This window comes from Siminovitchia fortis (assembly GCF_003605365.2).
GTDB classification, from domain to species: Bacteria; Bacillota; Bacilli; order Bacillales; family Bacillaceae_C; genus Siminovitchia; species Siminovitchia fortis.
Genome location: NZ_QYTU02000008.1, coordinates 74,395 through 95,828, shown reverse-complemented (window position 1 = coordinate 95,828; position 21,434 = coordinate 74,395). Strand labels below are relative to the sequence as shown.

Sequence of the window (21,434 nt, the reverse complement as noted above, 5' to 3'; positions counted from 1 at the left end):
CTAATTTCAATTAATGCAATGCTAGTGGTCAATTTTTATAAAGGAGATAACAAATTGAAGGAATATAAAGTGAAAACATATGAGGAAGCCATAGGTGTATTAGAAGAGATTGGTTTACTTCCTCTTGCCCCATTAATACCTGATTTCCCTTCTTTAAATACCATAACTTTATCAGAGCATTGGCATTCAGAAACAGAGTTTGATCCTTGGATTTGGAGGACAAAATTTTCAACTGACGGAGTTGCGGGATACGGTAAATTCATTAAGAAAAAATCAGTGTTGGTTTCCCGTCAGCTTCTTCCATATGTAAAAAGGGTTTTAGGCTATGCTGAGTCCGTTGAGGAACGCTATTTTAATGGAAACATATCGAAAGAAGCATTTGATATATACAAAACAATTACCCAAGAGGAAGGGATAGACACAAGGGCATTAAGAATAAAAGCAGGCCTAAAGGAAAGTGATAAAAAAAGGATATTTGAGAACGCATTATTAGAATTGCAAGGATCAATGGATATTGTAATTTCAGGCATAAAGGAGAAAAAAAATGACAATGGTGAAAAGAACGGTTGGAGCAGTACAGCTTTTGAGACTTATGATTCTTGGGCAAGAAGAAATAGAATAGACACTTTTAATACAGATAAAAAAGAAGCAAAGAAATTTCTTATAACTCATTTTTCAAATTTATGCAGTAATGAATCGGTAAAGAAATTTGAAAAAATATTCAAGTAAAGAGATGAAATGGAGTGATTTCGTTTGGAGCTAACACACACCCGTTTATTAGTAGACAATTATAAAGAATGTTTCTTATTTTATAGAGATGTTTTAGGTTTCGAAGTATCGTGGGGAGACGAAGAAACTTTATATGCAGAATTCAAGTTCAGTGGTTGTTCTTTAGGGCTATTTGAACGGAAACAAATGCTTGAAACTATAGGTGCACAGGTATCTCATATTCATAAGTCTGATAGAATTGCTTTAATTTTCAAGGTCGATAATGTTGAAGAGAAATATAAGGAATTAAAAGAAAAGGTTGAATTCATAACAAAGCCTACTGCACAAGAAAGATGGGGAATTAAAGTAGCTCATTTTAGAGATCCTGATGGGTCGCTAATTGAAATCTATGAGAGTATTGGATAATTTTAATAATGATGCGATTCTTTAAGAGTCACTAATCATAACTGATGCTTTAATCCAAAAAAGATCTTCAGCAATCGGGCGCGATTGTGGCATAAAGATTTGATTTTCAAACGACTTTATTGTTAACTTCACAAGTTCCTATTCATTAATTGTACAAGAAATTAAATGACTTTATTGTCACTCAACATTATTACGATACCGTCGGTGCTGTTTGGCACCGTTTTTTTAATTTTATATTTTCTTCGATCTAACACTTTGGTCGGCATAATTGTTTTTTTATTATGGAAAAAGGTAAAAAAAGGTTGCATTCAAGAAGAAAGTTTTTCAAAATTAATAAATAAAGATATGTAGGCAGAATTGGATTACCGCGTTTCTTGCTCCGTATTTGGTAGGACAAGTAAGTGAGAAAACGGTCCGCTTCTATATAAGTTGAGTTAATTTTTTTACATTGTTTTAGGCCGCTCTATGTGATGGAAAGAGATCTTGTTGATTGTAGTGGAAGGCGGCGACTCCTGCGGGATAAACGTGAGCCTTGAGACCCCACAGAACGCAAAGCGTCCGAGGAGGCTCAAGCCACGCCCGCGGAAAGCGTCCGCCTGGAACGGAAATCAACGGTGGCTAAAAAGTATGAAAAATATATAACCCAACTTATATAGACTTGAATTTAATTTATTGGAAGGTTGATGGTATGGTGACTGTTGATCCTGCTTTGAATACGACTCAGCATAGGAAGCTTACGAAAAGAGCGATTTTTTGGAGAGTTATTTTCGTGACAATCGGAGCCGTACTAATGGCTGTTGCGCTTGAACTTTTCTTAATCCCCAACAATATTTTGGATGGAGGAATCACCGGCATTTCGATTATTATCAGTTATTTAACAGATTGGAGAGTCGGGTTTATTCTTTTCGTATTAAACCTCCCGTTTGTCTACCTCGGTTATAAACAAATCGGAAAAACATTTGCAATTGCCACTCTTTACGGAATATTCGTCCTTTCATTAACTTCAGTTCTGCTTCACAACGCGTATGTTGTCACAGATGATTTATTGCTCGATACTGTGTTTGGCGGGATCATTTTAGGGACAGGCGTAGGCATTGTGATTCGTGCCGGCGGTTCTCTAGATGGTACGGAAGTTCTCTCGATTTTGATGAGCCAAAAACTTCCATTTTCTGTCGGAGAAGTTGTCATGTTCTTCAATTTCTTCATATTTGCTACTGCCGGTTTCATTTTCAGCTGGGATCGCGCGATGTATTCAATTATCACCTATTATATCGCTTCAAAAGTGATTGATTTGGTTGTTGAAGGCTTCAATGAATCAAAATCGGCTTGGATCATCAGCGAGAAGGCTGAGGAAATCGGCATCTCCATCATGGCAAGGCTTGGGCGGGGTGTCACTTATCTGAAAGGTGAAGGAGCCTTTACAGGCAATGATAAAGCGGTCATTTTTTGTGTCATCACCCGTTTGGAGGAATCGAAACTCAAATCCATCGTCGATGAATACGATCCCGCCGCTTTTCTTGCAATAGGAAACATTTCCGAAGTGCGCGGCGGCCGGACAAGGAAGAAGCGTATTCATTGAAAAGGAAACCCAGGCTGCCATCATTACATCCAATCAGGCAAAGGAAAAAAATCCCTTCCTGATTTTTTATTGGCAAATACTCTATTGCAAATATTTCGGGTTACTCTTTTGCTCCCCCTGTATTTCGGTGAAAATGTTTGACGCACTATTTTGCTGCTCCATTGATTGAGATTCCTTGATACCAAGCATATACTCATCCATCAGCTTTTGAAAATCTTTCTTTGTGAGCGGTTTGGCTTCGTCCTTCAATTCATATCCGAGCTCTCCGTTCGGCTCAATCGTTGCTGTTTTTATATCATCCACTTTGCTGATGCCGTTCAATCTCAATCTCATTTCCAGTTGATCAACGCTCAATCGGAGCTTTTGAAGTTCAGACACATTGATGGTTCCATTTTCAATCACCACTTTGGATTTCCCCGTGAAAATTTTTTCAGCGCCATTTATTTTTACCTGAAGGTATTCAAGCAAAAATAGAGTGACAACGAATATACCGACAACCACCAGCGTACGTACGACCCCCTTATGCGCAATGGGCTGAACAAGGATCGTTCCTAATGAAAGCATGACAATCAACTGAGGCATGGTCATTTGGGCAATCGCTTTTCTTCCCGTAATTTTCAGTAAAAACAATCCGCCAATAAGAATTACGAGCGGCTCCCAAATCAGATTCATTCCATCAACTCCATTCCTGAAATTATTATTTGTATTGGCAATGGAAACATGCATCCATTCACATGTTCTGTTACCAATTGGGCATCCTAAGCATAAATTTTTAAAAGGGTGTGTAGCGATTGAAGGCCGTAACTTACCAGGGCATCAAAAATATGAAAGTCAAAAACGTGGAAGATCCCAAGATAGAAAGGCCGGACGATATCATCGTACGAATAACGTCCACGGCCATATGCGGATCGGACCTCCATCTTTACCTGGGCAACATCAAGCTGAGGGATGATTACATCGTTGGGCATGAACCGATGGGGATTGTGGAAGAGGCCGGTCCTGAAGTGACAAAGGTGAAAAAAGGGGACCGGGTGATCATTCCGTTTACAGTTGCCTGCGGCACCTGTTTTTATTGCAAAAATAATATGGAAAGCCAATGCGATAACGTAAATGACATCGAAGATACAGGCGGCTATTTTGGATACTCCGAATGGTTCGGTGATTATGCCGGCGGCCAGGCGGAAATGCTGCGTGTGCCTTTTGGAAACTTTCTCCCCTTTGCCGTTCCGGAGTCATGCGAGCTTGAAGATGAATCATTGCTCTTTTTATCAGATGTGCTGCCAACCGCCTATTGGAGCGTGAAAAATGCCGGTGTTAAAAAAGGGGATACAGTTGTTGTACTCGGGTGTGGGCCTGTCGGTTTAATGACACAGAAATTCGCATGGATGGAGGGAGCCGGCCGGGTCATTGCAGTCGATCATGTGCCCTACCGTCTTGAACATGCCAAAAAAACAAATAACGTTGAAGGTTTTGATTTTACAGCTCATGATGACATGGGGCTTGAATTGAAGGAGCTGACCGGGGGCGGTGCTGACGTTATCATCGATTGTGTCGGGATGGACGGTAAGAAGTCTCCCCTTGAAAAAATCGGCCAGAAATTGATGCTGCAAGGCGGTACGATGGGCGCAATCCAAATCGCTGCGAAAGCCGTCCGGAAATTTGGTACGATCCAGCTCACGGGAGTCTACGGCATGAACTATAACATGTTTCCATTAGGCGATTTTTTCTCAAGAAATATCTCATTAAAAATGGGACAGGCTCCTGTCGTCCACCTCATGCCGGAGCTATATGAAAAAATCATGGATGAACAATTCGATCCAACGGAAATCATTACGCACAAGCTCCCGCTTGAAGAGGCTCCGCATGCGTACCAAATATTCAATGACCATGAGGATGATTGTATAAAAGTGGTATTGAAACCATAAATAGGAGTCTCCCCTCAATGATGAGCTGGTCATTGGGGGGCTTTTTATGTGAAAGGGCCCAAAATGATTTGATGATGTTCGGGATGCTCCCCTACTGTGTTATAATAAAGAAAATAAAAAACGAAACTTTCGAGGTGATGAATAATGTGCGCATTAAGCAAGAATGCGAAAGAAGAAATCGCAAACGCCTTGAATGATAAAAATTCGGCAATGTTTGTTGCCGATGGAAAACTATTCTCTTTGGAGGCACATGATACGCCTTCCATAGATGAAAACCCCAACAACCTGGCTCAGGAAATCGAAGAATACCCAGAATTAAAGGAATCACTACAACGTTATCTTAACAATCCAGATATGAAACGTTATACCGCGAAAGAGTTAAAGGAGTTGCGGCATAACCAAAGAAGGTAACCGGAGGTTTTCGGTTCATTTTACAAAAGAATTTAACAGGTGTCTGGATCAAATCCAAGCCTTCTTTGCGGAGCAAGGAGAAGATGTACTTGAATGGTGGTTTACTAAAGAAGATAACATGATCGATGAAATTGATCGACTGTTATCTTCTTTTCCGTATGCAGGAAGGTTAGTTGAGCAGGGAGATTTTAAATGTTTTCGTTGTCTTACCTACGGAAAAAGTCGACACCGAATGTTAAATTATGTGATTTTTTATGTGGTTTATGAAGATGATGGTGACGTTGATGTCATTAACATTCTGCCTGCACGTTCAAAGCGAAAGCGGATAAAATAGATTCAAAGTTTTAATTGAATCCACAAACGCCCGTTTATCGTTAAATGATACCATCTACTAACCATTTAAAGTTAGTATAATATTCCAATCAACCATGTGATTCCACCCGATCATCCGAATACCCCAAAAAATCAGGTGAAGGAGTCAGTGGTTCCCTCACCTGTTCCATTTACCAGTTTTCAATTTCTCGCCGCTCTTTTTTTAAGTTCCCTTTTTTGGATGAGCGGTTCCGCAGTTCTGCCAATACAGCTTCAAGCGGCACATTTTGATCCGCCATCAGAACGAGGCAATGGTAAAAAAGATCGCCAAATTCATTGACAAGCTCTTCTTTGTCCTTGTTTTTAGCTGCTATAATGACTTCGCCTGCTTCTTCAATTAGCTTCTTGGCGATTTTATCTGTGCCTTTTTCAAATAAATAAGCGGTATATGATCCTTCAACAGGCTCTGCTTTTCTGTCTTTTATTTCTTCATCAAGAGAGAAAAGCACCGATGACAAAGGCAGTTCTTCATGATCGCCTTCAATTGTGTCAAAGAAGCATGATTTTTCACCTGTATGGCAGGCAGGGCCGAGCGGGTCAACCCTGACCAGCAAAGTATCACCGTCGCAATCCGCCTGGATGGATTTGACCCGCTGCTTGTTTCCGGATGTCGCACCTTTATTCCAATATTCCTTGCGGGATCTGGAATAAAACCACGTTTCCTTTGTTTCCACTGTTTTGTTAAAAGCTGTCTCGTCCATGTAGGCGAGCATTAGTACTTCACCGCTCTTGTCATCAACGACGATTGCCGGAAGCAGCCCCTTGGAAAAATCAGGAGTCACTGACGTTCACTCCCTGCTCGCTGCACAGCTTTTTCACTTCGGAAATGCTGACGGTATTTTCGTGAAAAATGGAGGCCGCCAATGCCGAGGCGCAGTCCGTCTTTTCAAACACTTCGACGATGTGCCCTGCATTGCCGCAGCCGCCGGAAGCCGTAACCGGAATGTCAACCGCATCGACAATCGCTTTTGTCAATTCCAAATCATACCCGTCTTTCATGCCATCACGATCAACACTCGTCAGTAAAATTTCACCTGCTCCCAGCTCTTCAAGCATTTTGGACCACTGCACGGCATCCAGTCCGGCATCCTTCATGCCGCCGTGGGTCATAACATGCCATGAGCCATCCGGGAATTGCTTGGCATCCACTGCCGCGACGATCTTTTCGGAACCGAATTTTTCCGCCGCTTCCTTGATCAGTTCAGGACGGTCCACGGCAGCCGAATTGATCCCTACTTTATCCGCACCTGCACCGAGAACCCGGGAGATATCATCCAATGTTTTGATCCCGCCGCCGACGGCAAAAGGAATCGAAATGTTTTCAGCCACCCTTTTTACAACATCCACCATCGTATCTCTTCCTTCGGTCGTAGCCGAAATATCCAAAAGCACCAATTCATCTGCACCATTTTTCGAATAATTCGAGGCCATCTCCACCGGGTCGCCCATTAGGCGAAGCCCTTCAAAATTGATTCCTTTCACCACTTGCCCATCTTTTACGTCTAAACAAGGAATAATTTTTTTCATCTTTCATGACCTCCTTAATTTTACCGTGCCTTCATACATTGCCTTTCCGACAATCGCTTCCTCAATGCCAAGTTGTGCAACCGCATCGAGGTCAGCCTCGTTTCTGATTCCTCCTGAAGCGACAATTTTACATCCGACTGCATCGTTGATCTTTTTCAACTGTTCGAGATTCGGGCCCTGCATCGTGCCGTCCTTTGAAATATCTGTGAAAACGATCGTTTCTATTCCGAGCTCCTCCATCTTTTTGGCGAACTCGATGTAATCCACTTCCGTCTCAGTTTCCCACCCGGATACAGCCACCTTTTCATTGCGGGCATCAATTCCGATGACGATGTTTTTCTTGTAATCTTTCAATGCTTCTTTTAAAAAATCTTCATCCTCGACTGCTGCCGTACCAATAACGACACGCTCGGCACCTGCTTCAACGTATGCCTTGACGGTTTCAAGGTTGCGGATACCGCCTCCAATCTGGATAGGCACAGTCGATTTGGCACAAAGCTTTGAAATCAATTCAAGCTGGTCGGGCTTCCCCGAACGGGCCCCGTCCAAATCAACGATATGGACGATTTCCGCCCCATCTTCGATAAATGTTTGAAGCTGAGATTCCGGATCGCTCCCCACCTGTGTCGTTTGGTTGAAATCTCCCTGATAAAGCCTGACGCACTTTCCATCAATCAAGTCCATCGCCGGTAAAATTTTCATTGGTTCCTCCTGCAATCGTTTTGCTTATATTTACTATTCCAAGAGACCCTTCGTTGAAAGAACCCCTTTTATTTCAGGATCAATATTGACCGCTTCTCTTAAAGCCCGTCCAAGAGCTTTAAAAAGTGCCTCGATTTTATGGTGGGTATTTTCCCCGTATAAAACCCGGGCGTGCAGCGTAATGCCGGCGTTAAAGGCAAACGCCTGGAAAAATTCCCTCACAAGCTCCGTATCGAAATTGCCCAATGACTGCATTTTAAAATCACCTTCAAAATACAGGAACGGGCGTCCGCTTATATCAAGCGAAACAAATCCTAGTGCATCATCCATAGGGACATAGGAAGTGCCGAATCGGACGATCCCCTGCTTGTCGCCAAGCGCTTCCCTGATCGCTTTTCCAAGGACAATCCCCGTATCCTCCACTGTATGATGGCTGTCGATATGCAAATCGCCTTCCACGGCCGCCTTCAGTCCAAATCTGCCGTGCCGTGCAAAAGCAGTCAGCATATGATCAAAAAATCCGACCCCCGTATGGATATTCACCTCTGTCGGGTCATCTAGATTAACAGCAAGCTCTATCCTTGTTTCACTTGTCTCCCTTTTACTAGACGCCTGGCGCATGACTGTCACTCCAATTCATCAATGCCTCTTTCAGCTTCGCATGTTCTTCCTTTGCCCCAGCAGAAATCCGGACAGCTTCAAAAGAACCTTTGTGGAAAAGGCGGATTTTCATTTTTCTTTCATATAAAAAATCTGCCAAATCTTTGGCGCCTTCCATTTTCATTAAATAGAAGTTGGTGCTGCTCGGGTATAATACGGATCCCGGCAACCTGCCGGCAAATTCTTTCAAAATTTCTTCGAGCTCGGCAATTTGTGCAAGCTGCATAATTAAAAATTGGTCCAAAAGCTCCGGCTTTTTCAAAAGCTGCGTTCCGATTTGTGCGGAAACGGTATTGACGTTATACGGCGGTTTAATCGCTGTGATTCCTTCAATAATCCGGTCGTTGGCAACAATAAAGCCAAGACGGAGCGCCGCCATGCCCAATGCTTTTGAAGCTGTTCTTAAAATAATGAGATTATCATAATCAAGCACTTTTTTGGAAAAAGCTGATTCACCGGCGAAATCGATATAAGCTTCATCCAGAATAAGGATTCCGCCCGCCTGCTTCATGGAATCGATCAACGCTTCGATTTCCCCATTTTCATATAATCTGCCTGTAGGATTGTTTGGATTCGATAAGAATAATAACTTTGGTTTCAGGCGTTCTATTTCAGCCTTGGTTTTATCCAGCGGCAATGAGAAATCTTCGTTCAATTGGATCGTTGTCACTGCTGCGCCCATGACGCGGGCATTTTTTTCATACATGGAAAAATCGGGTTCCAATACGATGACCTGATCCCCCGGATCAAGGGCATATTGGGAGATGAGTGTGATGCATTCATCAGAGCCGTTTCCCGCCAATATATTTCCGGCAGGAAAACCCGAAAACCCGCTGTATGCTTCGATCAACGCTTCCGTGCTTTCTGCCGGATAACGGTTCAACAGCGTTTGTTCCAGCCCGGAAAAATCAACATAGGATAGCAGGCTTGTGTATGCTTCATTGTTGTCAAGCCGGATCACATCAGCCTGTTCAGACGTCACTTTATACGGGATCAATCCTTCGAGTGTCTTTCTCACGGTTCCAGCCTCACTTTCACTGCACGCGCATGGCCGTCCAATTCTTCCTTCGCTGCCAACGTTTCCACATAAGGGGCCGCTTTGCGCAATGCTTTTTCAGAATAATAAACGTACGTTGTCTTTTTGACGAAATCATCTACAGACAGACCCGATGAAAAACGGGCCGTTCCCACTGTCGGCAAAACATGGTTCGGTCCGGCAAAATAATCGCCGACCGCTTCAGGTGTGTAATGCCCGATGAATACCGAACCGGCATTTTTCACTTTGCTCAAATGCTGCAGAGCATTTTCAACCTGGATTTCCAGATGCTCCGGGGCAAGAGCATTCACTAATTCAAAAGCTTCCTCTACAGAATCCACTAAAACAATGGCACCTTCATTTGTGAGGGAAGCCTCCGCAATATCTTTTCTCGGAAGTTCCCCACATTGCTTCTTTAATTCAACTAACGTTTCGTCAATGAGTTTTTTTGAAGTCGTAAAAAGAAAGGAGCGCGCTTTTTCGTCGTGTTCAGCCTGAGCAATCAAATCGGCCGCAACGAACGACGGGGTGGCCGTTTCGTCCGCAATGATGGCGACTTCGGATGGACCCGCGATCATGTCAATGCCCACATCGCCGAATACAAGGGATTTTGCAGCTGCCACATAGGCATTCCCCGGGCCGACAATTTTATCGACAGAAGGGATTTTACCCGTTCCATACGCAAGCGCTACAATCGCCTGGCTCCCGCCAATTTTATAAATCGTATCCACTCCGGCTATATCCGCGGCGACTGATAAAACTGCAGGAATGCTGTCTCCGCCCCTGACAGGTGTCACCATGACGATTTCCTGTACGCCTGCAAGGCTCGCCGGGATGGCATTCATCAATACGGTGGATGGATAGCAAGCCTTTCCGCCTGGAACGTAAATTCCGGCGCGTTCAATCGGCCGGAAAAGCTGGCCGGAGATAATATCGTCCGTCATTTCCATCATTCGCGACTGCTGAAGCTGCTTGGAATGAAAGCTATTGATATTTGCTGCTGCCCTTTCAAGCGACTCGATCACTTCAGAAGATACTTCCTTCCAGGCCGCTTTTCTCTCTTCTTTCGTCACTTCCCAATTATCGCCGCTGTACCCGTCAAATTTTTCCGTGTACTCTTGCAACGCTTTGTCCCCGCGGGTGCGGATGTCTTCAAGGATTTTTTTTACCGTTTCTAAAACTTCATCGTCAAAAGGCTGCTTTTTCGTTTTTGCAGAAATGAATGAATCTCTGAACTGGTTGACAGTATATGTCGGAATCATATGGCAGCCTCCTCGATTCGGAATGAGTCGATAAGCGGTGCCAATACAGATTTTTTCAGTTTCAAAGAATTACGGTTTGCGATGCAGCGTGCGGAAATGGACATCATTTCCTCTTTGACTACGAGCCCGTTTTCTTTTAATGTATTGCCCGTTTCGACGATATCCACGATATTATCCGCCAGGCCCAAAAGCGGAGCCAATTCAACGGAACCTTCCAGTTTTACAATGTCAACGGATTTGCCGCGCTCCCTGAAATATTTCGTTGTGATGTTCGGGAACTTCGTTGCAATCCGCTGCTTGCCGAATGAGCGGGGCCCTTCCGGTTCCCCTGCTATGGCGAGACGGCATTTTCCGAATGGAAGCGGCAACAGATCATAGACATCCGGCTCGAATTCAAGGAGAATATCTTCCCCGACAATACCGAGGTCGGCAATTCCATGTTCAACGTATGTCGCCACATCCACTCCCTTCGCAAATACAGCAAAAAAATCGTCCGTCTCAATTTGAAGTTTTCTTCCTTTATCGGTCAAAGGCGCGATATCATAGCCTTTAGATTGTAAGAATGCGAGAAATTGCTTTTCCAATCTCCCTTTTGTCAGAGCGATCGTCGGTTTCACTTTTCCAACACCTCATATTTTCCGTCAATAAGTTTTATTTCAACTATTTTATCATAATTGTCCGGATCAGCCGCTTCCGTCCGGACATCGACAATGCAGCCTTCATATGAATGCCTTAGTTTTTCCGCGTAAACAAGCGAATCAAGATTTGCAATGATGCAGATTTTTTCCAAAGGGGATTCTTCCTGGTAAAGTTCAGCAAGAACATTCACATCGAACGCAAGGCCTGCTGCGGATACATTGCCTCCATACCGGTCATACAGTTTGTCGTAACGTCCTCCGGAGAAGCAGACAGCACCTGTCTTTTTCAAAAAGCCTCTGTATAACATTCCTGAATAGTAAGGAAGGTTCTTTACCCTGCCCAAATCCACAAGAATTTCGCCGCTGCCCGATTCGCTTAAAATCTTGGCAGTCTTTTTCATTTGGGCAAGCATGTCGAGCAGGTCTTTCCTGTCCTTCCACCGTTCTTGATAATCAGCGAGCACTTCTATGCCGCCGTATGCATCAACGAGGGCTGCCAGCTCCTTCGCCGTTTCCTTGTTACCATGGTGAAGCGCGATTTCGAATACCTCATCCTGTCTTTTATCATGCATGGCCTGGCGGAGCCGTTCCGCATCATCGTTTTTCAAATCAAGCTCCTGAACAAGGCTTTCATACAATTCAGTATGGCCAAGTTCGATTACATAATCTGTAATGCCAAGGCTTTTTAAAAAAGAGCCGGCCATCAGAAGACTTTCGATCTCGCCCACCAACGATGGCATATGAAGGATTTCAATCCCGGCCTGATGGTCTTCCATGCCCGGCCTGTCAGTCTTAAAGACGGACCCCTGATAAGCCCATTTCTGCGGCTTGTGCTCCTGTGAAGAAAGGGCGCGTGCAATGGATGTTGTCCAATCCGGGCGGAGAACTTCAATTTCTCCTTCCGAATTGAACCATTTCAGCATATTTTGAAGGTTCATACCCACATATTCATTTGTAAAAGTCGATGCATATTCAACCACGGGTGTAGAAATTTGCTCATAGCCGCGCAACACAGCCACTTCCCTGAACTTTTCCATGACAGAAAAGCGATTGCTGACGGCTCGCCCCATCTCATCCCTGCTTCCTGCTGGCAAAAACATAATAAGTCACTTCCCGAATCTATGATTCTTTAATTCTCTAGCGAACTAAAGGATTTCTGTAAATTGGTATTACTTTACCATAAAAAATAATTGCTCGTCAATTATCATTTTAAAATAAACTTGTCTGAAATAGTAAAAATGGGGAGGGTCTTCGCAAAAAGAGGAGGAGAGGTTATCCACGGGTATTTTTTATTATCCGCGGGTACGGTTGCCCGACAGGCCATCCGGCTGTTGGGCAACCCACCCTGCATTATTGATATAAATGACACGCTGTAAAGTGGCCCGGCTTCACTTCCTGCCACTCGGGCACTGCCTTGGCACACACATCCATGGCTGCCGGGCAGCGTGTCCGGAATACGCAGCCGCTTGGCGGATCGATCGGGCTTGGCACATCCCCTTTGAGGATGATCCGCTCGCGCCTCAATTCCGGATCAGGTATCGGGACTGATGACAACAATGCCTTGGTATACGGATGCAACGGATCTTCATACAGTTCTTCGCTGTCCGCCAGCTCGACCATTTTACCAAGATACATGACAAGGATCCGATCAGATATATATTTGACCATGGACAAGTCATGTGCGATAAACAAGTAAGTCAAGCCCATTTTCCGCTGCAATTCCTTCAGCAGGTTCACGACCTGTGCCTGGATTGAAACGTCCAATGCAGAAATCGGCTCGTCACATACAATGAACTTCGGGTCCAGGGCAAGTGCCCGGGCAATCCCGATCCGCTGGCGCTGCCCGCCGCTGAATTCGTGCGGGAAGCGGCTTATATGATCGGTATTCAGTCCGACAAGCCGAAGAAGTTCTTTGATGCGCTCCTTTTTCTTTTTCCCGCCCAATGCATGGTGAATCGCAAACGGCTCTCCGATGATTTCCTCTACTGTCATCCGCGGATTCAATGATGCATATGGATCTTGAAACACCATCTGGATTTCCCTTCGCAGTTTGGACATTTCCCGTTCATTATTTCCATATATATTTTTTCCGTTATATAAAACTTCACCGGACGTCGGTTCGTACAATCTGATGATTGTTCTCCCGGCTGTGGATTTGCCGCAGCCGCTTTCGCCGACAAGTCCTACGGTTTCCCCCGGGTAAATATCCAGGTTCAGTCCGTCGACCGCTTTCAATTTTTTATTACCTACCGTAAAATATTTTTTCAAATCCTTCACCTGAATCAATGGTGAAGAAGAGCTTTCCTGTTCAAAAGATTGTCTTTCTTTCAGTTGCGGCGCCATCTGCTTCCTCCTTGTCACACACTTGCTCTCTTTTGGGCCATAGGATGATGAAGCCAGCAAGCGGCAAATTGGTTTGTCCTCACTTCCTCGAGCTCCGGATCATTGCCTTTACAAACACGCATGGCATATTGGCATCTGGCATAAAACGGGCAGCCTTCAGGAGGCTCGATCAAATCGGGCGGTGTCCCGATAATCGGCGACAGCGGCTGTGTTTTATCCATATCCAGACGCGGGATCGAATTCAATAATCCCATCGTGTACGGATGCTGAGGATTGGCAAACAGCTCCTTCACCGTTCCGGTTTCAACCACCTGGCCGGCGTACATGACGACCACCCGGTCAGCCACTTCCGCTACGACCCCCAGGTCATGTGTGATTAAAATAATGGATGTTCCGGTCTCCTTCTGGATTTTCTTCATTAATTCCAGTATTTGCGCCTGGATGGTTACATCAAGCGCTGTTGTCGGCTCGTCCGCGATCAGCAGGCGTGGGTTGCATGCAAGCGCCATCGCAATCATGGCCCTTTGGCGCATTCCCCCGGAAAATTCATGGGGGTATTGATTGACCCGCTTGTCCGGCTGCGGAATCCCAACAAGTTTCAGCATATCAATCGCTTTTTCAATAGCCGCTTTTTTGTTGATGTCATTATGCTTTAAAATTGCTTCCATAATTTGGCTTCCGACCTTGCTTGTCGGATTCAAAGATGTCATCGGATCCTGGAAAATCATGCTGATTTGATTTCCGCGGATGCGCTGCATTTCTTTTTCGGAGACTTCAAACAAGTTTTTCCCTTGAAATTCAATCGATCCCTGCTTATATTGTACCGGAGGCGAAGGCAGCAGCTTCATAATCGATTTGGCTGTCACACTTTTTCCACAGCCTGATTCTCCAACAATGGCTACCGTCTCACCCTGTCCCACATTGAAATTGACACCGCGGACAGCTTTTACTTCCCCGGCGTGTGTGTGAAAGGATACATGCAAGTCTTTTACTTCCAGTACGTTCTTCATATCGATCCCCACCTTTCTTAATCCCGCAATTTGGGATCGAGCGCATCCCTGAGTCCGTCGCCAAATACGTTAAAGGCTAGCATTGTTAAAGAGATTAATATCGCAGGTATGAAAAGCTGGTAAAAATTCCCAACGTGAATGCTCCCAAGCGAATCGCTGACGAGTGTTCCCCAGCTCGCCTGCGGTGCCTGGACGCCCAACCCAAGGAAGCTTAGGGTCGCCTCTGCAAAAATTGCCGTCGGAACGGTAAGGGTAATATTCACTAGGATGGGACCAAGCGTATTCGGTATCATATGCTTTCGCAAAATCCAGCCCATTTTCGCACCCATTGCGTTGGAAGCCTGAACGAATTCCTGCTCTTTCAATTGTAAAACCTGGCCTCTTACCAGTCTGGCCATTTGAATCCAGCCAGTGATCGACAAAGCGATAATGATCGGCCAAATTCCTTTTTCCATGACAATCATGACTAAAATAACAACAAGCAAATAAGGAATGGCATAAAGAATTTCGGCAATCCTCATCATAGCGTTGTCCACGCGCCCGCCTTTAATGGCTGAAATACCGCCGTACGTAACACCAATCAAAAAGTCGATCAGCGCAGCCATCACTCCGATAAACAGAGAAATTCTTGCGCCGTACCAGCTGCGGGTGAACAGGTCTCTGCCTGCTGTGTCCGTTCCGAACCAATGTTCAGCATTCGGCTTCACATTCTTTTTTGTAAAGTCTTGTTCGTAATACGTGTATTCGTTCAAATGCGGGCCGATAATCGCCATGATGGTCAATAAAATAATGACAATCAATCCGAGCATCGCAAGCTTGTTTTCAACCAGTCTCCGCCATACATCTGACCAGTAGGAAACAGAAGGCCTGGCAATTTTCTCGGCTTCTTTATAATTGTCTTCCGCGGGCAAAAACATCTCTTCCGTCAATTTCAGTTCCTGCTTGCTCATCAGCTGCTCTCCCTTGTAATCTTGATTCTCGGATCAATCCATGTATAGGCGATATCTACAATAAAGATCAATCCAATAAGAATGATGCTGTAGAAGATCGTAGACCCTAAGATGACCGGGTAATCACGGTTGAAGATACTTTTTACAAACATTTCCCCCATGCCTGGTATACCGAAAATAAACTCAACGATAAAACTTCCGGTCACCAGATTGGCAGTCAGGATTCCGAGAACCGTCACAACAGGCAGAATGGCATTCCGGATCGCATGCTTTAAAATGATGACACTTCTGGCCAACCCTTTTGCCTTGGCAGTTAAAATATAATCCTGGCTCATCACTTCCAGCATGCTGGATCTCATAAGCCTGGCGATAAAGGCCATCGGCATCATGGCAAGTGCGATGGAAGGCAGAATTGTATGCGCCCACGACTTCCATGTGGCAACCGGCAGCAATTCCCACTGGACTGCAACATAGTAGATCAAGAAGGTTGCAAAGACAAAATTCGGGACCGACAGGCCTATAATGGCAAGTACCATCGAACTATAGTCAGGCCATCGATTTCTGTACAATGCCGCGATGACTCCCAGGATCAAACCGAAAGCAACCGCTATCAATAGTGCCTGGAGACCCAGGTGAAGAGAAACGGGAAACCCTTTTTTAATATAATCATTGACTGATATGGATTTTGTTTTCATGGATGGCCCGAAATCGAATTGGAGAACAGATTTTAAATAATGGCCATATTGGACAATTTCTGGCTTGTCCAAATTATAATGGCGCTGCAGGTTGTTATATACAGCCGGGGGCATGGCACCTTCTCTTGCAAATGGATTCCCCGGAATAATTTTCATAATGATAAAGGTGAGGGTGATGATGACCCACACAGTAATAATTGCCCAGAATAATCGATTCAACGTGTATTTCCACATCTTTTACACCTCTTTCATAGTGCTTTTTTCTTGGTTGACTAGACCGCTAACCCCATAATGCAGCAAAACCAGGTATGCCAAAAATGGCATACCTCGATTTTGGAATGCATGGTTATTTTTCAATATCAGCATAAATGAACTGCGGGTATCGGTTGATCGGTGTAAAGACACCTTTTACATGCGGTTTGACAGTAAAAGGCTTTGTGTAGAAATAAAGCGGGATGATTGGCATCTCATCCATTAAAATTTCCTCGGCTTTGTGCATGGCTTCCATGCGTTCTTTTGGATCCATGGATGTTTTGGCAAGCTTGACATTCTTGTCATATTCTTCGTTGCTCCAGTTGGCATCGTTGAAAGAGCCTCCGGATACCCATAGATCTACGAATGTCATCGGGTCGACATAGTCTCCAACCCAGCCGGCACGGGAAATTTCATAATCTCCTGCTTTTTCGCGGTCAAGCTTGACCTGGAATTCGACATTTTCCAATGTCACATCAATACCCAGGTTTTTACGCCACATTTCTTGTACAGCCTCGCCTATTTTCTTATGTCCCTCATCCGTGTTATAAGTAAATGTAAATTTCGGCATTTTATCCAAGCCTTCTTCAGCGAGCCCTTCTTTTAAAAGCTTTTTGGCTTCTTCCACATCTTCTTTAAATAGTTCTCCGGAGTTTTCCTGGAAATCTCCTTCAACATCAGGGATTCCCGGCGGGACTATACCATATGCCGGCTTCTGGCCCCCCTGCGCTACATGTTCAACAAGCGCCTTCCGGTCAATCGCCATCGAGAGGGCTTTTCTGACCTTTGCATTATTGAACGGTTTTACCTCGTTGTTTAAATTATAATAGTAAACAGACAAATCCGGAGCTATTTCAAACTCTGGATCATCTTTACTGTTCAGTTCACCCGTGACATCCTGCGGCAATGGGTAGACTAAATCAAGTTCATCCGCCTGATACATTTGCCAGGCAGTATCTTCATTGGCAATCATGACAAAATTGACTTCATCCAAGTTAATTTTGTCCTTGTCATAATAGTTTTCGCTTTTCTCCAATTTCAAACTTTCTTTATGTTTCCATTCAGCCAGCTTAAATGCACCGTTAGATACGTAGCTGTCTGCTTCCAGTGCCCAGTCGGGGTTTTCTTCCTGAACCTTTTTGTTCACAGGATAATACGTATAAAAAGATGTCAAATCAAGGAAATAAGGCGTCGGCTCAGCAAGCTTGACTTCAAGCGTATGGTCGTCTAAAGCTTTTACTCCGACTTTTTCTTCCAACTCAGCATATTCATCCTTGTTTTCGGAGCTGTTGTACTCTTCCCCTCCCGCAAGATAATACATCTGGTAAGCGTATTCGGAAGCGGTTTCAGGATTGAGTACATATTTCCACGCATATTCAAAGTCATGGGCAGTTACCGGATCGCCGTTGGACCATACCACGTCATCTTTCAGATTGAATGTCCAGGTGATGCCGTCATCACTGACCTCCCAATCTTCTGCCATTCCGGGAACAATTTCCCCTTCAGGAGTTTTCTTTGTCAATCCTTCAAAAACATGCTCCAAGACCCATGAATCGTGGGTTCCCTGGGCTGTCCCCGGATGCAGTGATCCCGGCTCTTCTTTGTTGTTCAGGTTTAATACCTTTTTGCCATCGGACTGTTCTTCACCGGATTTTTCTCCATCAGAAGAATCCGGCTTCGACTCGGTTTCTCCGCTGAAACAGCCTCCGAGCAGCAGCATGAATGCGGTTGCAAAACTCAATAAAGCAAATCGCTTCTTCTTCAAACTAATTCCCCCTTTTTGGTATTTTTGCAACGGTAAGCAAACAATTGCCTCCTCTATCATTCTATGATGCCAATTGCAATTCATTTGCTTTTTCGTTACAACACTAATATACCAAAAAGGGAGAGAATATCCAATATATTATTATTCTATCAAATTATTTTCCGAAGATAATCCGTAACGGGAATATGGATTCATTTTTGCACTTTACACGGCTATGCCGCAATATCCCGCCTTGTAAAAAAAGCAAATGCCGAGATGTGAAATAAGGAAAAATAGATCAATAAAATTATTACGGAAAACTTCATCGTCATACTTTCGACCATTGGCAATCCGTCGACATATTGCATCAAGTTTGTATTTGCGAACAGGCTGTATTTGGCCCATTCAAATTTGCTCGCCAACAAATTCGTGATCGTTCCCCCTGTAAAAAGCAGGAATACTGAAAGGCCTATTGCAAGTGCGCTGCTTCTGAACACCGCCGATATCATAAAAGCCATGGCGACAAGCAAAAAGATGCTTAAAGAGCTGAACGCATAGGATTTAATCAAATACAAGAACAGGCTTTGCTCCTCGACCCGGCCGTTTACATACGCCAGGTGGACATTTGCTGCCGCTTCCCCTGTCCCGAATAGTACAGCTCCGGCAATCCCCGAAAAAACAAACAATACAATGAGCATCAACAGCAGGAAAAGATTGACGGCAATATATTTGGAAAGCAGGATCTTCCATCGCTTATACGGCTTTACAAGCAGTACTTTGATGGTTCCCCATGAAAACTCGTTGGCCACAATTCCTGCGGCGATGATCAACACGAACAACCCGGCAAAAGGAATCAGTCCAGCGGAATCATTGATGAATGTCCAAACTGTGCTTTTGGAAACTGGGGGCAGGTCATTTTTTATCCGATATTCATTGACAGCCACCTGTTTATGGATAAATTCCTTCATGGACGGAGTCATGATTTGCACGCCGTCAGACTCCTGCTTCAGCGATTCATTTTCCGCCATCAGTTCCTGCTTCCAGTTATTTCCTGACGGTCTTTCTTTTCCTTCAAGATATTTGGTTATGCCGGCATTGACAAATACAATCAGAATGAGGAATCCAATCATGATAAAGGTGCTTTTTTGCCTAAAAATCTTCTCCCATTCATTTCGAACTAAATTAAACATGGGCTGCCACCTCCGAATGATTGGTTATTTCCAAAAATTTTTCCTCAAGAGATTTCTTGACAGGACGCATCTCAAAAACAAGCAAATCATTCTCCAGGAGCAGACGCAATGCATCCGGAACCTCGCTTGTTTCCAAATAGATCTGGACGCCTTTATCATGCTTTACAGCCTGGATGCCGTTTTTGGATAACACTTTGATTGCCTTATTTCGGTTATCCACATCACAGAAATAGGTTTTTTTGTCTGATTCCGTCTCATCGCTTGACACATTTTGAATGTTGATAAGCTTTCCTTTTTGTATAATGGCGATCCGGTCGCACATCATTTCCATTTCGGACAGCAGATGGCTGGATACGATAATGGCCAGATTCTTTTTTTCGGCCAATCTTCTTAAATAGTCCCTGATCTCTCTGATTCCGGCAGGATCGAGTCCGTTGGTCGGCTCATCCAGAATGAGGATTTTCGGGTCATGCAGGAGGCTTTGGGCAATCCCTAATCTTTGCCTCATACCCAAGGAATAAGTTTTGACTTTGTCATGTATTCTATCCGTCAATCCGACAAGCGCAGCAATCTCGTCAATTTTTTCTTTCGTTACTCCTTTGCTTAAGCGTGCGGCCTGCTGAAGGTTCTGATAGCCGGACAAAAATTTATACAGTTCAGGATTTTCAACGATGGCCCCTACATGGCTGATAGCGTTCTCGTATTCTTTCCTGACGCTGCTGGCGCAGATTTTTATTTCTCCAGACGTCATGCCGATCAGTCCGACGATCATTCTGATTGTTGTTGTTTTACCTGCGCCGTTCGGCCCTAAAAAACCGAACACCTCCCCGGCATTTACACTAAAGCTTAGATTATCGATGATTTTTCTTCCCTTAATCGTTTTCGTCACATTTTCAAGCTCAACAACTGCTCCCATCGCCATTACACCTCCTTTCTCTTGTTTGCCATTGTTGATTTAAACCAATCTAGGACGGATAATCCTTGTTCTTCGCGCAGGGTTTCCACATTTTTATGGCCGATAATATCTCCGTTGTAAATGGCAACGACCTCATCCATAATCGGTTCGATCTCGTCAATTTCGTGGGTGGCGATGATGACTGTCTGTTTTTCAAAATTGATATAAGCCAGCAGGCTTTTGACAATCGAATCTCTCACCATGGGGTCCAAGCCGGAAAATGGTTCATCAAGCAATACAACAGGAACATCCCTCGCCAATGTCAGCACAAGCTTCAATCTTCCCCTGTTCCCTTTGGAAAGCTGTTTAATTTTCTTATCCGCTGAAAGCTCCATCTCCTGAAGAAGCTGAAAGGCCTTTTCCCTGTCAAAGTCAGGAAATTGAGAGTCATAGAAATCAATCATTTTTCCTCCGGTAAAAGAATCGTAGAACATGTCCAGTTCCGTCAAGTATGCAACATGTTTACTGATCCTTCTCGTCACTTTTTCCTGTAAAACTGAAACAGTTCCGCTGTTTGGATAGACCAAGCCCGTGATCAATTTCAGGGTGGTGGACTTTCCACTGCCGTTCGGGCCGAGCAGTCCGTAAATTTTACCGGACTCAAAATGCAATGTAACGTTGTTCAAAGCCTTTTCTTTCCCATACTTTTTCGTGACGCCGTTTAACTCAATGCTCACCCTGTTCACCTTCTTCCAAGAAATTTTTCAATCCGCTCACCATTTGCTGTTTCGTAAATCCCAATTCTTCCATGCTTTTTACAAATTGGCCGATCACTTCTATTTGCATGGAGTGCTTCAATTCATCCACGATACTTTCCCTCTCAATGACAAATGTTCCCTGCCCGCGCTTTGTCTCCACAACACCCATCCTTTCCATTTCCGCATATGACCTTTGTACCGTATTTGGGTTGACACCCGACTGTACAGCCATTTCCCTTACGGAAGGCAATTTTTCCCCAGGCTTTAATTCACCGCGAATAATCCTTTGAAAAATCTTTTCAGTGATCTGTATATAAATGGGTTTGGATGCTTCAAAATCTTTTGCCATGA

General features: G+C 44.3%; 23 protein-coding genes. 5 read left to right on the top strand and 18 right to left on the bottom strand.

The window, feature by feature from the left end:
* The 3 genes from D4N35_RS05930 to D4N35_RS05920 form a co-directional block, all read left to right on the top strand.
* The coding region (locus D4N35_RS05930) for an AlkZ-related protein (protein WP_328591064.1) at positions 1-729 on the top strand (729 nt) is incomplete at its 5' end.
* 24 nt (positions 730-753) lie between these two features.
* Complete coding sequence (locus tag D4N35_RS05925) at positions 754-1,134, top strand: VOC family protein (RefSeq protein ID WP_120071400.1); 381 nt, start codon at positions 754-756, stop codon at positions 1,132-1,134.
* A 688-nt stretch (positions 1,135-1,822) separates the two neighbouring features.
* Positions 1,823-2,713: a YitT family protein gene (locus D4N35_RS05920; protein WP_120071398.1), complete on the top strand. Its 891-nt coding sequence runs from the start codon at positions 1,823-1,825 to the stop codon at positions 2,711-2,713.
* A gap of 81 nt (positions 2,714-2,794) precedes the next feature.
* Here D4N35_RS05920 and D4N35_RS05915 read toward each other — a convergent pair whose 3' ends face one another.
* On the bottom strand, positions 2,795-3,385 hold the full coding sequence (locus D4N35_RS05915; RefSeq protein WP_120071423.1) for a DUF421 domain-containing protein: 591 nt from the start codon (positions 3,383-3,385) through the stop codon (positions 2,795-2,797).
* Positions 3,386-3,504: 119 nt separating this feature from the next.
* Between D4N35_RS05915 and D4N35_RS05910 the strand changes: the two genes are divergently transcribed.
* Positions 3,505-4,638: a zinc-dependent alcohol dehydrogenase gene (locus D4N35_RS05910; RefSeq protein ID WP_120071395.1), complete on the top strand. Its 1,134-nt coding sequence runs from the start codon at positions 3,505-3,507 to the stop codon at positions 4,636-4,638.
* 144 nt (positions 4,639-4,782) lie between these two features.
* Complete coding sequence (locus tag D4N35_RS05905; RefSeq protein ID WP_120071393.1) at positions 4,783-5,049, top strand: hypothetical protein; 267 nt, start codon at positions 4,783-4,785, stop codon at positions 5,047-5,049.
* 503 nt (positions 5,050-5,552) lie between these two features.
* Here D4N35_RS05905 and hisIE read toward each other — a convergent pair.
* The 17 genes from hisIE to D4N35_RS05820 all read right to left on the bottom strand — a co-directional run bounded on the left by hisIE (position 5,553) and on the right by D4N35_RS05820 (position 21,432).
* Positions 5,553-6,203: a bifunctional phosphoribosyl-AMP cyclohydrolase/phosphoribosyl-ATP diphosphatase HisIE gene (gene hisIE, locus D4N35_RS05900; protein ID WP_120071389.1), complete on the bottom strand. Its 651-nt coding sequence runs from the start codon at positions 6,201-6,203 to the stop codon at positions 5,553-5,555.
* Positions 6,193-6,948 (bottom strand): imidazole glycerol phosphate synthase subunit HisF, encoded by a 756-nt coding sequence (gene hisF / locus D4N35_RS05895; protein WP_120071386.1) that lies wholly within the window; start codon positions 6,946-6,948, stop codon positions 6,193-6,195. The genes hisIE and hisF overlap by 11 nt, the downstream gene beginning before the upstream one ends.
* 3 nt (positions 6,949-6,951) lie before the next feature.
* Positions 6,952-7,650, bottom strand: a complete 699-nt coding sequence (gene hisA, locus D4N35_RS05890; RefSeq protein ID WP_120071384.1) for a 1-(5-phosphoribosyl)-5-[(5-phosphoribosylamino)methylideneamino]imidazole-4-carboxamide isomerase — start codon at positions 7,648-7,650, stop codon at positions 6,952-6,954.
* 33 nt (positions 7,651-7,683) lie between these two features.
* The gene (hisB, locus tag D4N35_RS05885) at positions 7,684-8,271 is read right to left on the bottom strand and encodes an imidazoleglycerol-phosphate dehydratase HisB (RefSeq protein ID WP_120071382.1); all 588 of its coding nucleotides are present in this window, start codon (positions 8,269-8,271) and stop codon (positions 7,684-7,686) included.
* Positions 8,255-9,328, bottom strand: a complete 1,074-nt coding sequence (locus D4N35_RS05880; RefSeq protein WP_164876298.1) for a pyridoxal phosphate-dependent aminotransferase — start codon at positions 9,326-9,328, stop codon at positions 8,255-8,257. Before D4N35_RS05880 ends, hisB begins: the two co-directional genes overlap by 17 nt.
* Entirely contained in the window at positions 9,325-10,608 is a 1,284-nt protein-coding gene (gene hisD / locus D4N35_RS05875; RefSeq protein ID WP_120071378.1) for a histidinol dehydrogenase, read from the bottom strand. Before hisD ends, D4N35_RS05880 begins: the two co-directional genes overlap by 4 nt.
* On the bottom strand, positions 10,605-11,225 hold the full coding sequence (hisG, locus tag D4N35_RS05870) for an ATP phosphoribosyltransferase (protein ID WP_120071376.1): 621 nt from the start codon (positions 11,223-11,225) through the stop codon (positions 10,605-10,607). The genes hisD and hisG overlap by 4 nt, the downstream gene beginning before the upstream one ends.
* Positions 11,222-12,346 (bottom strand): ATP phosphoribosyltransferase regulatory subunit, encoded by a 1,125-nt coding sequence (locus tag D4N35_RS05865; RefSeq protein WP_120071374.1) that lies wholly within the window; start codon positions 12,344-12,346, stop codon positions 11,222-11,224. Before D4N35_RS05865 ends, hisG begins: the two co-directional genes overlap by 4 nt.
* A gap of 250 nt (positions 12,347-12,596) precedes the next feature.
* Entirely contained in the window at positions 12,597-13,589 is a 993-nt protein-coding gene (locus D4N35_RS05860; RefSeq protein WP_120071372.1) for an ABC transporter ATP-binding protein, read from the bottom strand.
* Between the two features lie 14 nt (positions 13,590-13,603).
* Positions 13,604-14,599 (bottom strand): ABC transporter ATP-binding protein, encoded by a 996-nt coding sequence (locus D4N35_RS05855; protein ID WP_120071370.1) that lies wholly within the window; start codon positions 14,597-14,599, stop codon positions 13,604-13,606.
* 17 nt (positions 14,600-14,616) lie between these two features.
* On the bottom strand, positions 14,617-15,549 hold the full coding sequence (locus tag D4N35_RS05850; RefSeq protein ID WP_120071368.1) for an ABC transporter permease: 933 nt from the start codon (positions 15,547-15,549) through the stop codon (positions 14,617-14,619).
* Positions 15,549-16,478: an ABC transporter permease gene (locus D4N35_RS05845; RefSeq protein ID WP_120071366.1), complete on the bottom strand. Its 930-nt coding sequence runs from the start codon at positions 16,476-16,478 to the stop codon at positions 15,549-15,551. The genes D4N35_RS05850 and D4N35_RS05845 overlap by 1 nt, the downstream gene beginning before the upstream one ends.
* A gap of 112 nt (positions 16,479-16,590) precedes the next feature.
* Entirely contained in the window at positions 16,591-18,261 is a 1,671-nt protein-coding gene (locus D4N35_RS05840) for a peptide ABC transporter substrate-binding protein (protein WP_120071364.1), read from the bottom strand.
* 212 nt (positions 18,262-18,473) lie between these two features.
* Positions 18,474-19,430 carry an ABC transporter permease gene (locus D4N35_RS05835; protein ID WP_120071362.1) on the bottom strand — a complete coding sequence of 319 codons (957 nt, stop codon included), beginning with the start codon at positions 19,428-19,430 and terminating at the stop codon, positions 18,474-18,476.
* Positions 19,423-20,346 (bottom strand): ABC transporter ATP-binding protein, encoded by a 924-nt coding sequence (locus D4N35_RS05830; RefSeq protein ID WP_120071421.1) that lies wholly within the window; start codon positions 20,344-20,346, stop codon positions 19,423-19,425. The genes D4N35_RS05835 and D4N35_RS05830 overlap by 8 nt, the downstream gene beginning before the upstream one ends.
* 5 nt (positions 20,347-20,351) lie before the next feature.
* The gene (locus D4N35_RS05825) at positions 20,352-21,062 is read right to left on the bottom strand and encodes an ABC transporter ATP-binding protein (protein ID WP_120071360.1); all 711 of its coding nucleotides are present in this window, start codon (positions 21,060-21,062) and stop codon (positions 20,352-20,354) included.
* Entirely contained in the window at positions 21,052-21,432 is a 381-nt protein-coding gene (locus D4N35_RS05820; protein ID WP_120071358.1) for a GntR family transcriptional regulator, read from the bottom strand. Before D4N35_RS05820 ends, D4N35_RS05825 begins: the two co-directional genes overlap by 11 nt.
* Positions 21,433-21,434 lie beyond the last annotated feature (2 nt).

What these genes read in the sequence shown, in the direction of transcription:
- D4N35_RS05920 (WP_120071398.1), top strand. Translation starts at nt 1,823, where the DNA reads ATGGTGACTGTTGATCCTGCTTTGAATACGACTCAGCATAGGAAGCTT.
- D4N35_RS05915 (WP_120071423.1), bottom strand. Translation starts at nt 3,385, where the DNA reads ATGAATCTGATTTGGGAGCCGCTCGTAATTCTTATTGGCGGATTGTTT.
- D4N35_RS05905 (WP_120071393.1), top strand. Translation starts at nt 4,783, where the DNA reads ATGTGCGCATTAAGCAAGAATGCGAAAGAAGAAATCGCAAACGCCTTG.
- hisF (WP_120071386.1), bottom strand. Translation starts at nt 6,948, where the DNA reads ATGAAAAAAATTATTCCTTGTTTAGACGTAAAAGATGGGCAAGTGGTG.
- hisA (WP_120071384.1), bottom strand. Translation starts at nt 7,650, where the DNA reads ATGAAAATTTTACCGGCGATGGACTTGATTGATGGAAAGTGCGTCAGG.
- hisB (WP_120071382.1), bottom strand. Translation starts at nt 8,271, where the DNA reads ATGCGCCAGGCGTCTAGTAAAAGGGAGACAAGTGAAACAAGGATAGAG.
- hisD (WP_120071378.1), bottom strand. Translation starts at nt 10,608, where the DNA reads ATGATTCCGACATATACTGTCAACCAGTTCAGAGATTCATTCATTTCT.
- D4N35_RS05865 (WP_120071374.1), bottom strand. Translation starts at nt 12,346, where the DNA reads ATGTTTTTGCCAGCAGGAAGCAGGGATGAGATGGGGCGAGCCGTCAGC.
- D4N35_RS05860 (WP_120071372.1), bottom strand. Translation starts at nt 13,589, where the DNA reads ATGGCGCCGCAACTGAAAGAAAGACAATCTTTTGAACAGGAAAGCTCT.
- D4N35_RS05855 (WP_120071370.1), bottom strand. Translation starts at nt 14,599, where the DNA reads ATGAAGAACGTACTGGAAGTAAAAGACTTGCATGTATCCTTTCACACA.
- D4N35_RS05850 (WP_120071368.1), bottom strand. Translation starts at nt 15,549, where the DNA reads ATGAGCAAGCAGGAACTGAAATTGACGGAAGAGATGTTTTTGCCCGCG.
- D4N35_RS05845 (WP_120071366.1), bottom strand. Translation starts at nt 16,478, where the DNA reads ATGTGGAAATACACGTTGAATCGATTATTCTGGGCAATTATTACTGTG.
- D4N35_RS05835 (WP_120071362.1), bottom strand. Translation starts at nt 19,430, where the DNA reads ATGTTTAATTTAGTTCGAAATGAATGGGAGAAGATTTTTAGGCAAAAA.
- D4N35_RS05830 (WP_120071421.1), bottom strand. Translation starts at nt 20,346, where the DNA reads ATGGGAGCAGTTGTTGAGCTTGAAAATGTGACGAAAACGATTAAGGGA.
- D4N35_RS05820 (WP_120071358.1), bottom strand. Translation starts at nt 21,432, where the DNA reads ATGGCAAAAGATTTTGAAGCATCCAAACCCATTTATATACAGATCACT.